Annotated in this window: 11 protein-coding genes and 1 riboswitch; of the genes, 4 read left to right on the forward strand and 7 right to left on the reverse strand. The window is 70.0% G+C overall.

The features are described from left to right. Positions 1–146: 146 nt before the first annotated feature. Complete coding sequence (locus ABD339_RS02355) at positions 147–974, reverse strand: transglycosylase SLT domain-containing protein (RefSeq protein WP_344561626.1); 828 nt, start codon at positions 972–974, stop codon at positions 147–149. A gap of 4 nt (positions 975–978) precedes the next feature. Then, positions 979–1151, reverse strand: a riboswitch (cyclic di-AMP (ydaO/yuaA leader). Between the two features lie 823 nt (positions 1152–1974). Then, entirely contained in the window at positions 1975–2265 is a 291-nt protein-coding gene (locus tag ABD339_RS02360; protein ID WP_344561628.1) for a hypothetical protein, read from the reverse strand. 84 nt (positions 2266–2349) lie between these two features. Here ABD339_RS02360 and map point away from each other — a divergent pair, with 84 nt between their 5' ends. Beyond that, positions 2350–3207 carry a type I methionyl aminopeptidase gene (gene map / locus ABD339_RS02365; protein ID WP_344561630.1) on the forward strand — a complete coding sequence of 286 codons (858 nt, stop codon included), beginning with the start codon at positions 2350–2352 and terminating at the stop codon, positions 3205–3207. Positions 3208–3375: 168 nt separating this feature from the next. Beyond that, on the forward strand, positions 3376–4044 hold the full coding sequence (locus ABD339_RS02370; protein ID WP_344561632.1) for a biliverdin-producing heme oxygenase: 669 nt from the start codon (positions 3376–3378) through the stop codon (positions 4042–4044). A gap of 54 nt (positions 4045–4098) precedes the next feature. On the opposite strand, the gene ABD339_RS02375 is transcribed toward ABD339_RS02370, so the two are convergent. The 3 genes from ABD339_RS02375 to ABD339_RS02385 are packed head-to-tail and all read right to left on the reverse strand — an operon-like array spanning position 4099 to position 7247. Beyond that, positions 4099–4641: a hypothetical protein gene (locus ABD339_RS02375; RefSeq protein WP_344561634.1), complete on the reverse strand. Its 543-nt coding sequence runs from the start codon at positions 4639–4641 to the stop codon at positions 4099–4101. Next, positions 4641–6788, reverse strand: a complete 2148-nt coding sequence (locus tag ABD339_RS02380; RefSeq protein ID WP_344561636.1) for a hypothetical protein — start codon at positions 6786–6788, stop codon at positions 4641–4643. Before ABD339_RS02380 ends, ABD339_RS02375 begins: the two co-directional genes overlap by 1 nt. A gap of 15 nt (positions 6789–6803) precedes the next feature. Then, a complete protein-coding gene (locus ABD339_RS02385; RefSeq protein ID WP_344561638.1) occupies positions 6804–7247 on the reverse strand; it encodes a hypothetical protein in 444 nt (147 codons plus the stop codon). Between the two features lie 260 nt (positions 7248–7507). Between ABD339_RS02385 and ABD339_RS02390 the strand changes: the two genes are divergently transcribed. Next, positions 7508–8701 carry an RtcB family protein gene (locus ABD339_RS02390; RefSeq protein ID WP_344561640.1) on the forward strand — a complete coding sequence of 398 codons (1194 nt, stop codon included), beginning with the start codon at positions 7508–7510 and terminating at the stop codon, positions 8699–8701. A gap of 19 nt (positions 8702–8720) precedes the next feature. Here the strand turns inward: ABD339_RS02390 and ABD339_RS02395 are convergent, their stop codons facing one another. Further along, on the reverse strand, positions 8721–9281 hold the full coding sequence (locus ABD339_RS02395) for a 2'-5' RNA ligase family protein (RefSeq protein WP_344561642.1): 561 nt from the start codon (positions 9279–9281) through the stop codon (positions 8721–8723). A gap of 655 nt (positions 9282–9936) precedes the next feature. On the opposite strand from ABD339_RS02395, the gene ABD339_RS02400 reads away from it, so the two are divergent. Beyond that, positions 9937–11292, forward strand: a complete 1356-nt coding sequence (locus ABD339_RS02400; RefSeq protein WP_344561644.1) for a sugar transferase — start codon at positions 9937–9939, stop codon at positions 11290–11292. Positions 11293–11330: 38 nt separating this feature from the next. Here ABD339_RS02400 and ABD339_RS02405 read toward each other — a convergent pair whose 3' ends face one another. Then, the gene (locus ABD339_RS02405) at positions 11331–12356 is read right to left on the reverse strand and encodes a GDP-L-fucose synthase family protein (RefSeq protein ID WP_344561645.1); all 1026 of its coding nucleotides are present in this window, start codon (positions 12354–12356) and stop codon (positions 11331–11333) included. Positions 12357–12508 lie beyond the last annotated feature (152 nt).

The following is a 12508-nucleotide window of genomic DNA, read 5'->3' on the forward strand; positions in this document are numbered from 1 at the left end:
GGGGGGGGGGGGGGGGGGGGGGGGGGGGGGGGGGGGGGGGGGGGGGGGGGGCCCCGGAGACGACGGCTGCCCGCCACCGAAGGGTGACGGGCAGCCGGGGTCACACGGCCGGGGCGCGCTGGTCGCGTGCCCGGCCGCGGGCTCGCTCAGTACGGGCCGTTGACGTTGTCGATCGAACCGTACGTCTTGGCCGCGTAGTTGCAGGCGGCGACGATGTTCGCGACCGGGTCGCGCAGGTCGTTGGCCGTGCCCTCGACGTGGTACGTGTCGAAGGTCGGCTGGATGACCTGCAGCAGACCGATGGACGGCGTCCCGTTCTGGGCGTTGATGTCCCAGTTGTTCGCGATGTCCGGGTTACCGCCGGACTCCCGCATGATGTTGCGGTGGATGCCCTCGTAGGTGCCGGGAATGCCGTGCTGCTTCATGACACCCAGCGCCTCGTTGATCCAGCCGTCCAGGTTGTCGGACTGGGTCCGCGGCGCCTGGGTCTGCTGGGTCGGCCGGCTGTCGCTGGACTGCTCGGCGGAGGTCTTGCCCGCCTCGCTCGGCACGGAGCGCTTCTCGGCACCGGCCGAGGCGGAGGGCAGGGTCAGCTTCTGGCCGGGCTTGATCAGGTCCGGGTCGCCGCCGACGGTCTTCTTGTTGGCGTCGTAGAGAGCGGACCAGCCGCCCTTGACGTCGTGGTCGGTGGCGATGCGGTACAGGCTGTCCCCGCCGACGACCACGTACGAACCCGACGCGCCGGAGCCCTGCTCGCCCTTCGGCTGCTGGGCGGCCTTGATGGCGGGGCTCTGCGCGGCGGCGGCCGGGGCCTTCGCGTGCGTCGAGGCGGGGGCGGACGCGGCGTGCGCGCTGCCCGCGGTGAGCAGCGGAGCGGCGATTCCCGCACCGCCGGCCGCGAGCACGACGGAAATACGGGAAACACGACGGAAATTGAAGGCATGAAGCAGGCTGCGCTGGCGGCCGTGAGACATGGGGGTGTCCTCTCCTAGCGCCTGCGAGGTGAGCTGTCGGATTCGGGCTGGAGTTGCCCGGCCATTCCCGCACCCGAAGGCACAAAGGGCATGGCTTCACCCCTAGCCGGCCGCACCGTGCGACTCGGCACTTACCTGGTTCCCCCGCTCCTGCCGCTTTCTTGTCGTATGTATTTCCCGCACCGGGTGGCAGGATTCGGCGCACCGGTAGAGGAACTCCCGCCGCTCATAGGGCCGGGAGCGAGGACACGGAAACACAATGGTTTTCCGGGAGCAAGGTGGGGAATTTTGATCATCGCCGCGCCACGGAAATGATCACCGAGTTTATCCACGCTATGCTGTGGATCATTTTCTGAGCGTGAGAGAGGCGCAATGCCCATTCTTTCGAAGAGCCCGCGAAAATAGGCACTTTGACGCCTGGGTGACTCAGCGCACTTCCCCGCGCCGCCACCTCGGCGGGCCTCGGTGTGTTTCCGGCCACAGAGCGGCCCAAGAGACCGCCAAGGCCCCTTCATTCGGACATTGCGCCTTTACAGGGTGAAATAAGGAGATCGGCTGACAGTTGAGCCCATTCGCCCTGTACTCACCTTCACCGGCCCGGCCCGGGCCGGGAGGACCCGGGAGAGCCCCGGCTCGGTTCACCGCCCGGAGACTTTGTGGACGGCGGTGTCGCCGGGGCCCTGGCCGCGACCGCCCTCTACGCCGTGGCCGGCTGGGGCGCCGTGCGCGCTGGGCGCCGCGTTCAGCTGTCTCGCGCTCGCGCTGTGGGCGGTGACCTGGGGTTCCGCTTCCTGAGCCTTCCGGAACCCGCGTCCTGGACCCACCGGAACCGCCGCGTCCCGGGTTCCGGGTTCCGCCGCATCCGCTCCGAGGGAGCGGGCCCACACCGGACGGGCCCACACCGGACGGGCCCACACCGAGCGGGTCCGCAGTGCACGGGTCCGCAGTGCTCGGGCCCGCTCACCTCCGCGGATCGCCCCGCAGGGTCACCCCCGCGCGGTCACTCCTGGCCGTCGGCCCGCGTGGAGTCACCCGGCTCGGAACCGTCCCGCGTGGAGTCGTCGGGCGTGGAGCCGCCCCGTGTGGAGCCGTCGCGCCAGCGGGGGTCGTTCTCCCACTGGGAGGTCCGCTCCCGGGCGGTCTCCAGTGCGTGCTCGGCCTCCTCTCGGGTGGCGTAGGGGCCCATGCGGTCCTTGCCGGGCGACTGCGGGCCCTCCTCGACCTTGCCGTCCTCGACGTTGAAGAACCACTCGCCGGGCCTGCCGACCGTCTTGCGCTTGAACAGAGCCATGCGCCCATGGTCGCGCACCACGCATGCGGGCGCAGCACCCCGGCCGGGGCCCATCCGGCCGGGGCCTTGACTACACTCGCCGCCATGTCTGGCCAGTCTCTTCTCGTCCCCGGCACCCTCTCCCCGCCCCGGTCGGTGCCCGCCGCCATCCCGCGCCCCGAGTACGTCGGCAAGCCCGCGCCCACCCCCTACGACGGGCCCGAGGTGCAGGACGCCGAGACGGTGGAGAAGATGCGGGCCGCTGGCCGGGTCGCGGCGCGGGCGATGGAGGAGGCCGCGAAGCACATCGCGCCGGGCGTCACCACCGACAAGCTGGACGAGGTGGCGCACGCCTACATGGTCGAACACGGGGCCTACCCCTCGACGCTGGGCTACCGGGAGTTCCCCAAGTCGCTGTGCACCTCGGTCAACGAGGTCATCTGCCACGGCATCCCCGACTCGACGGTGCTGCGCGACGGCGACATCGTGAACCTCGATGTGACCGCGTACCTCGACGGCGTACACGGCGACAACAACGCCACCTACCTGTGCGGCGAGGTGGACGAGGAGTCGCGGCTGCTGGTGGAGCGGACGCGGGAGTCCCTCAACCGGGCCATCAAGGCGGTCAAGCCGGGCCGGCAGATCAACATCGTCGGCCGGGTCATCGAGTCGTACGCCAAGCGCTTCGGCTACGGCGTGGTCCGCGACTTCACCGGTCACGGCATCAACCGCTCCTTCCACTCGGGCCTGATCGTCCCGCACTACGACGACCCACGGGCGACGACCGTGATGCGCCCCGGGATGACCTTCACCATCGAGCCGATGCTGACCCTCGGTACCCATGAGTGGGACATGTGGGAGGACGGCTGGACCGTCGTCACCAAGGACCGCAGGCGCACGGCACAGTTCGAGCACACGCTGGTGGTGACCGAGTCGGGTGCGGAGATCCTGACGCTGCCGTAACGGGCGGCTCGGGGGATCCGCTTCGGTGGCGGATCAGCGGGTAGGCGTTTCCCGACAGGGCGTCGGCAACCTCTTGACTTAGGTAAGCCTAAGTACCAGGATCAAGGCTACCGCGCGGCGCCCCGTCGGCGCTCGCGCGTACCGCCTCCGCACCCCCGGGAGCCAGATGTGACCTCGTCAGTGTCGGACACGGCCTTCTCCACCCTCATCCGCACCGCCTCCCGCGAGCAGCACGCCGAGGCCCACGGGTCGGCGTTCATGAGCGAACTGCTCGGCGGCAGACTCGGCCTGGACGCCTACACCCACTACACCGAGCAGCTCTGGTTCATCTACCGCGCGCTCGAAGAGGCCGCCGCCGCACTGGAGGACGACCCCGTCGCGGGCCCCTTCGTGCGGGGCGAACTCTTCCGGCTGCCCGCACTGGAGCGGGACCTCACCCATCTGCACGGCGGCGACGGCTGGCGCGAGACGCTCGCGGCGCTGCCCGCCACCTCCGCGTACGCGGACCGGATCGCCGCCGTGGCCCACGACTGGCCCGCCGGCTACGTCGCCCACCACTACACCCGCTACCTCGGCGACCTCTCCGGCGGCCAGATCGTCCGGGGCACGGCGGAGAAGACCTGGGGCTTCGACCGCAAGGGCGACGGCGTCCGCTTCTACGTCTTCGACGCCATCCCCAACCCCGCGGCGTTCAAGCGCGAATACCGCGCCCTGCTGGACGCACTGCCGTGCGACGACCTGGAAAAGCAGCGGGTCGTGGAAGAGAGCAGGCACGCTTACGCGCTGAACATCGATGTGCTGCGTGCGCTGGGAGCGCAGTTCCGGCTCAGCGCGTGACAGCTGACGCTTGATGCCCGTTGTTGCCCTGGGAGGGCTGCGCCGCGCCACCGCTCAGCGCGCGGTGCAGCCCTCCTCCTCTTTCTCACCGCGGACGAATTCCTTGACGAAGCGAAGGGCGTTACCCCGGCTGGCCTCGACGCCCTTCTCGCCCTTGCCGAAGGTGAACCTGAAGGCCAGCGAATCGGCCCAGTCGGTGCCGCACGAGGTGGACAGGTGGAAATGGTTGTCCCCCTGCACAGCCCAATGCGCATCCGGGACGCGCACGCTCTTCGCATGCTTCAGGGACTTCAGGGACACCCGCTTGTCATCGGCGGTGAGTGGCTTGTCCAGCTCGATGATGTCGATGTTCAAGGCGTAGGGCCCGTCCGCGACATTCACCACGCAGGCGGTCTGGGATTCGCCGATCGGCCGCTGGGACTGATTCAGCTTCTCGCCGTCCGGAAGGAGTGGTTCGAGGGCGTCCTCGGAGACCCTGACATCGCAGATCTTCTTCGGGACTGCGTACTGGCGCCCTTGCTGAGAGCACCCGGTGACGGCAGCGAACGCGACGGCGGCCAGCGCGGCGGCCCCCACTCGTCGGGTGGTGCGCGGCATCACTGCTTTCCCCACTCCTCGCGGGCGTTGTGCTTGCCGTCGTTGGCGGCGGCGTCGATCTTGTCCCAGGCGCCGTGGTCCTCGGAGAATCCGGTGTGGTGGTCTGCCCACCTGGAATTGGTCTGGTGCCACTCGTCTACGAGCCCCTGGACGCGGCGGCTCTGACGCGCGGAAACGTCCATGTTGTCGTCGGTGGCCCCGGCCTCGATGCGCGCGTTCTCGTCCTCCGTCAAAAACTTGCTGAGCCCGAACGCCGCATTGGCCATATGGCCCCCGCCAGGCAGGAACGACGTCGCCTCGGCGAAGACCAGATAGCCACCCGTGCCGGTGGCGCCCCAGCCCGCCGCCTTCAGGTCCTCGGCCTTCTTGTCACCGATCGCCTGGTAGCGGGCTTCTTCGAGGAAACCCACCGTGCGGCCCGCGCGGCTGAGGCTGTCTTCCGGGTCCTTCTTCTCCGTACCGATGTCGTGGACCATCGCGGCGTCCATGGACTGGTTGAGAACCTGGTAGCTCTCCGGATCCCGGGAAATCTGCTTGGAGACTTCCAGCAGGTCCGGCCGGTCCAGCACCTGCTCCTTCGGCGAACCTCCCATCGTCATGTGCGTGTCCGTGCCGTGGTTCCCCAGCAACTTCGCCATGTCGTCGCGGAGTTCGGGCGGCATGTCGTCCTTCTGACTCGCGAGCCGTTCCAGTGCGCCGTCCAGCACCTGGTCGTGCGCGCCCGTGTGCTTGACGTACTCCGCCGCCGGGTCGTCCGGGTTCATGCCGCTGCCCGCGGCGAACAGGGCGTCGCCCAGGGCCTCTCGGGAGGGAAGCTTCACGCCGTCGTCGGGGCCGGTGCTGTCGGGGGCGTCCTCGTCGAAGTAGACGCGGTCCTTCAGCAGGTAGTCGGCCCGCTCGTCGTCGTTGAAGACGGCGGTGGAGGCGTCGGGGTTGTGGCTGAGGGCCTTGAGGTAGCCGGTCATCGGGTCGGCGCCGGTGCTCTTGTTGCCCGGGTCGAGGTCGGTGCCCATGCCGACCAGACCCCATGCGGAGGGGGCGTCCGGCTTGCTCTTCTCGAACTTGTAGAGCGCGTCGCCGTACCGGTCGAGGAAGCCGTCGCCGAACTTCCCCTTGCCCATGAGGCTGCTCATGATCTGGAAGCCGTAGGGCTTGGCCATGATGCCCTCGTGGCCGAACTGCTTGGTGCCGGCCTTGATGACGTCGTTCTCCCAGGTGTGCATCGCCGGGGTGTCCTGACGGGTGGCGTTCGCCAGGCTCATGCTGAGGTTGCCCTGGATGTGGTCGAGGAGTTCGGCGCGGGCGCCCGTGGGGGTGTCGCCGTGGCCGGGGTCGGCCAGGTCGCGCCAGAACCGCAGGGTGCCCTCGCCACCCATGCGGGTGGCGAACGTCGTGGTGAAGTCCTTGTTGTCCCGCTGGTTGCGCAGCGTCTCGTTGAACTTCTCCAGTTGCTTCTGGTCCAGTTCCCAGACCTTGGTGTCGCCGTCCTTCAGCTTCTTGGCCCAGTATTCGGCGTCCGCCTTGCCCTGCCGGGCGTCGGCCGCCTTGACGCTGTCGGCGGCGGCCCCTGAGAAGTCGTACTTGTTGCGGGCGATGGCCCGGAGTTCGCGGGCGGTGATGCGATCGGTCTCGTGCGCTTCCCACAGCACGCGCCGCACGCGTTTCTCGGCGGCTTCCAGATCGGCGTCGGACGGTTCTTTGATCTTGGCGTCACCGGCCACGCCCGGCGGGGGGATGGACTTGACCGCGCCGCCTGTGTCGTTGATGTAGATGTTGTCCTTCGCGACGTCGTCGACGACCTTCTCCAGGTCGGACTTGTGGTCGAGGAAGGCCCGGCGCGCGGTCTTGAGCAGCCCCAGGACGTCCGCCGCCTCCTTCACCAGTTCGGGGAACTGGGCGGCCGTCTTGGTGACGAAGCCGCGCACGGCGGTGGCGTTCTTGCCGGACCAGTCGGCGTTCCGCGTCGCGGCGGCGAACTCGGCGGCGGACCCCTGCTCGCCCTTGCCGCCACCAGCACCGCCCTGTCCGCCTTCGGTCAGTTCGGCGAGCCGGCGGTGCGTTTCCTTCCAGTCCGTTATCGCGGTGTTCAGCTTGCCCAGGCGCAGATCGCGCAGTTCCTGGACGGTCGGCATGTCGAGCTTGCCCATGTGGTGTCCGCCCCCCTACTTGATCCGCTTGTCCAGTGTCGCGATGGACGACATCGCGCCCTTGATCTTTCCCTCGTCCTCGGAGTGCGCGCCGCGCGTGTAGTCGAGGTGGTCGGAGATCTGGCCGCACGCGTCCTGGAGTGTTTTGACCTTCGTCTCCCAGGCGCCGTGCAGTTCGGAGAGGGCGTCGCCCATGTCGAAGCCGTCGGCTGCCAGATCGCCGGCCGCGTCGCTGGTCGCCTTCTGCGCGTGCTTGCCGTCGGTGCCGAGCTGTTTGCGCAGGCCGTGGGCCATGTTGCCGAGCTTGCCCAGTTCGTCGTCGTGGACCACCAGGTCGAGATCGCGGCGGGGCCCGTCGCCGGGGTGGTCGGCGGCGGTGTAGCCGTTCAGCCGCATGCGCGTACCGCCTTCGCCCGCCGTCGCGTTGGCCTTCGCGTGGTCCCATTCGGCCCAGGACATCGGTGCTCCTCCCCCGTACAGACGTACACAAGTACAGACACACACGCGCTGTTGAATGAACATCTTCACGTCACGCTACGTATCTCGGCCGCTCCTTGACAACCGAAGTCCGCGATCTCCGCTTCGTCCGCAGGCAGGGGCACGGGAAAATCCCTTTGCGGTAGCGGGTGCACCGCGGCGCACAATGACATCCCGGAAGTCGGCGCAGCAGCACGGCATTCCGGATCTTATTTGCTTGTTTGCGGGGGAGTTGATCCAGCATGTCTCATACCGAGATGCCCGGTGCCCGGGTGCCCATCCGGATGTGGGCGGACCCGTCCACGGTGGAGGAGGCCGCGCTCCAGCAACTGCGGAACGTGGCGACGCTCCCCTGGATCAAGGGGCTCGCCGTGATGCCCGACGTGCACTACGGAAAGGGCGCGACGGTCGGCTCCGTCATCGCGATGCACGGGGCCGTGTGCCCGGCGGCCGTGGGCGTCGATATCGGCTGCGGCATGTCCGCCGTACGGACCTCGCTGAGCGCGAACGACCTGCCCGGCGACCTCTCGCGGCTCCGGTCCCGGATCGAGCGGGCCATTCCCGTCGGGCGGGGCATGCACGACGAGCCGGTGGAGCCGGGCGGAATGCACGGGCTGCCGACCGCCGGCTGGGACGACTTCTGGTCGCGCTTCGACGGGGTGGCCGAGTCGGTGCGCTTCCGGCGGGAGCGGGCCCTCAGGCAGATGGCGTCGCTCGGCGGCGGCAACCACTTCATCGAGGTGTGCCTGGACACCACGGGCGCGGTGTGGCTGATGCTGCACTCCGGCTCGCGCAACATCGGCAAGGAACTGGCCGACCACCACATCGGTATCGCCCGCGACCTGCCGCACAACCAGGGCCTTGTGGACCGGGACCTGGCGGTCTTCGTCAAGGACACCCCGCAGATGGCGGCCTACCGCCATGACCTGTTCTGGGCGCAGGAGTACGCCAAGCACAACAGGGCGCTGATGATGGGCCTGTTGAAGGACGTGGTGCGCAAGGAGTTCAAGAAGGCGAAGCCCGTCTTCGAGGACACCATCTCCTGCCACCACAACTATGTCGCCGAGGAGCGCTACGACGGCATGGACCTGCTGGTCACCCGGAAGGGCGCGATCCGCGCCGGCGGCGGCGAGTTCGGCATCATCCCGGGCTCGATGGGCACCGGCTCGTACATCGTCAAGGGCCTGGGCAACGCGGCCTCCTTCAACTCCGCCTCGCACGGCGCCGGCCGGCGCATGAGCCGGAACGCGGCCAGGAAGCGTTTCTCGGAGCGGGATCTGGCCGAGCAGACGCAGGGGGTGGAGTGCCGCAAGGACGCCGGGGTGGTGGACGAGATCCCCGGCGCCTACAAGCCGATCGAGCGGGTGATCGACCAGCAGCGGGATCTGGTGGAGGTCGTGGCGAAGCTGAAGCAGGTTGTCTGCGTGAAGGGCTGAAGCGCCGGTTCGGTGTATCTCAGCGGCGGGGCGCCAGACGGTATTCGGCACGGTCTTGCCAGCGCGTTCCGTCCCAGGTGATGAGGTGCACCGACCGCACGTGGCAGCTCAGTGGCAGCTGGGGGGTCAGTTCGGCCTGCACCGCGTCGTAGGCGGCGTCCTGGGTGGCGGGGCCTTCGTTGTTGGCGACCGTCAGGTGCGGGGCGAGTCCGGCGCCGAAGACCCCCCGGTAGGGGACCGCCTCGGGCCGGCGCCGGGTGAGGTCCTTCGTCAGCGCGGTCACGGGGCCGGGTGGCCACGGGTCGAGGTAGAGCACTCCGGGGAAGCGTCCGAAGGTGTCGAAATCGAGGGTGAACGCCTCGTGTCCGGCGAAGAGGCCGGTCAGTTCACGGTCGGTCGCGACGTCGATACGGCTCTCGTGCAGGAACGGGTAGAGCACGCTCACGTGGGCCGGGAACCCGGCCCGGACCAGTGCGTCGGCGGCCGGGACCTTGAGGGTGAACGCGGTGTCGCCCGGCACGTCCGGCCACCCCGAGGCCGGGATTTCGACCCTCCCAGCGGCGTCTTCGTCTGCGTACATCGCCTGCCATGGTCGCAGCACAGGGGCGGGCGCTTGTCGTCGGCCGGGGATGCCCCGGAGGCCCTGTCCGTCCGGGATCCCGGCCCGGGTACCTCCCGCGCGAACCGTCACCACCTCAACCGGTGACGATAAATCCGCACCCCGGGCAGGCGTGTTCGGGCCGTCCGGACAGGGCGCCGAAACCCCGGGGAAGGGTATCTTCCTCGTGGAATCGCCCGGAATATACGCGCGCTGACATACAACCCTCACCGCACTCTCCGCACTTCCAGCCGGAAAGTGAACGAATGGCGACGAGTCTCGCTCACATGTCTTAAGGTCAGGGCAATGTCGGCGCACCCCCCGTGGGGGCGGGGGACCGTGTGCCATGGGGGGTTCCGCGTACCTGGGGGGGTTCATGCGGCGCGACTCTGCGATCGTGTCCGATGAGGGGAAACCAGAGAGACCCGGGAGGCCCGGAAGACCTGGAGGACCCAAGAGACCCGGGAGACCCGGGAGACCGGGGAGACCGGGGGACATCAGAAGACCCGGCGGTGCCGGAAGTACCGGGCTGAAAAGCGCGCGCCTGCCCGCGCGGCACGTCAGCGGCGCCGGGACCGGCGGTGTCGGCGTCGGCGGCGGCGAGGAGAAGCCGCTCTGGTACCGGCCGGCCGCGCTCGTGGCGGACACGGCCGGGGCCACGGTGCCCGTCGCGTTCGTCTTCCAGCAGGCCGGGCAGCCACACGTCGTGACGGCCACCGCCGCCGTCTGCGTGGCGTGGTTATGCGTGCTCACCGGGCACCAGCGCTACGGGCTCCGCTTCCTGGGCGAGTCCCGCGGGCTGGTGACCACGCTGCACGACTGGCTGACGCTGGTCGGCCTGCTCGCCGTCGTCCGCGTGCTGTCCAGCGAGAGTTCGCCGCCCGCCGTCGCGCTGCTCGCGGTGACACCGGCACCCGTTCTGACGGCCCTGTGCCGCTCTCTGACGCACCGTCACCTGAAGGCGCAGCGCCGCCAGGCACGCGCCGTGCACCGCGCGCTGGTCGTCGGGGAAGCGCGCGCCGTGGACCGGGTGGTGGAGCAGTTGGCCAGCCGTACGGACCACCCGTACGTGGTCATCGGCGCCGTACCCGTCGGCGAGTCCGTGCCGCGCAGCGGCATCCCGGAGGCGGGACAGCTGGCCGGAGCCGACCGCGGGGACGACGGGCAGGCCGTGCTGGCCGCCGCACGGCGCCACGGCGCGGAGACCGTGCTGGTCGCGCCCGGCTCGCTGCTGTACGGCGAGCGGCTGCGTGCCCTGTCGTGGACGGTGCACGACGCCGGGCTGCCGCTGGTCATCGCCTCGGGGCTGGCCGATGTCGCCCTGCGCAGGGTGCGGCCCTCGACGGCCGCCGGGCTGCACCTGCTGCACGTGGACCCGCCCGTGCGGCGCGGCCCGCAGCTCCTCCTCAAGTCGGCACTCGACCGGGCCGGCGCGGCACTCGGACTCGCCCTGCTCGCCCCGCTGTTCGTGCTGCTGGCGCTGGCGGTACGGCTCGACTCGGACGGTCCCGCGCTCTACCGCCAGACCCGGGTAGGGCACCGGGGGGAGCACTTCACCATGTGGAAGTTCCGCTCCATGGCCGTGGACGCCGACCGGCTGCGCCCGCACCTCACCTCGGCGAACGACATGGACGGGCCGCTGTTCAAGATGCGCGCCGACCCGCGCGTGACCCGCCTCGGACGGCTGCTGCGGCGCACCTCGCTCGATGAGCTGCCGCAGCTGGTGAACGTACTGCGCGGGGAGATGTCCCTGGTCGGACCCCGGCCGCCGCTGCCGGACGAGGTCAGCACCTATGAGGGGCCCGCGCTGCGGCGGCTGCTGGTCAAGCCGGGGCTCACCGGGCCGTGGCAGGTCAGCGGCCGGTCCGACCTGTCCTGGGACGAGAGCCTGGCCCTGGACCTGCGCTACGCGGACAACTGGTCGCTGACGACCGATCTCGGCCTGCTGGCCCGCACGTTCCGGGCCGTGGTGGACGGGCGGGGGGCGTACTGATGTCCGCACCGGATCGCGCCCGGCCCACCGGCCCGCCGTTACTCCTGGTCCCGCCACCAGGCGTAGGTGCCCTCGATGCCCTCCCGCAGCGGAATCTCCGGGCGGAAGCCCAGTTTGAACAGCCGGGTGACATCGAGGAGTTTGCGCGGGGTGCCGTCCGGGCGGCTGGTGTCCCAGCCGATGCCGCCGCCGAAGCCGACCACCTCGCGCACCGTCTCGGCGAGCGCGGCGATCGTCAGGTCCTCGCCGCAGCCGACGTTGACCGGCGTGGCCTCGTCGTATTCCCGCAGCAGCAGGACGCACGCCCGCGCCAGGTCGTCCACGTGCAGGAACTCCCGCCGGGGCGTGCCGCTTCCCCACAGCACGACCTGCCGGCTCCCGTCGCGCTTCGCCTCGTGGAAGCGGCGGATGAGCGCGGGCAGGACGTGGGAGGTCTGCAGGTCGAAGGTGTCGCCCGGCCCGTAGAGGTTGGTGGGCATGGCGGAGATGTAGGAACGGCCGTACTGCTCCCGGTAGGCCCGCACCTGCGCGATGCCCGCGATCTTCGCCAGCGCGTACGGCTCGTTGGTCGGCTCCAGCGGGCCGGTGAGCAGGGCCTCCTCGGATATCGGCTGCGGGGCGTGCTTGGGGTAGATGCACGAGGACCCCAGGAACAGCAGCCGCCCGACCCCGGCGGCGTGCGCCCCCGCGAGGACGCTGAGCTGGATGCGGAGGTTGTCCTCCAAGAAGGGCACGGGGAAGGTCTTGTTGGCCATGATGCCGCCGACCTTCGCCGCCGCGAGGACGACCGCGTCGGGCCGCTCGGCGCGCAGCAGGCTCTCGGTCCGGTCCGCGTCGCGCAGGTCGAGGTCCGCGCGGTCGCGGGTGCGCACCTCGTATCCCTCCTCGGCCAGCCGGCGGGCGACCGCGGAGCCGACGAGGCCCCGATGCCCCGCGACGAAGACCCGGGCACCGGGCGGCAGCAGGGGCGCTGCCGCGCCCGCTTCGGAAGACGGCGCGGGGGCGTGCGCGGCGGTCCCGTGCGGCGCGGCAGGCCCGGTCTGCGTGTTCTGAGGAGGCGTCATGTCCTCGGATTGTGCCAGCGCGTCCGCCCGTTCGGGGAGGTTGCCGACAAAAAGCCTGTAACGGCCTTCGGTTCATATACCGCAGCAGACTCGGCGCACCCAGCACGCTCGACGCACCGAGCACATTCGGCCCGCACCGCACACTCGACCCA

Origin of the sequence: Streptomyces axinellae (assembly GCF_039532135.1) — a bacterium.
Classification (GTDB): domain Bacteria; phylum Actinomycetota; class Actinomycetes; order Streptomycetales; family Streptomycetaceae; genus Streptomyces; species Streptomyces axinellae.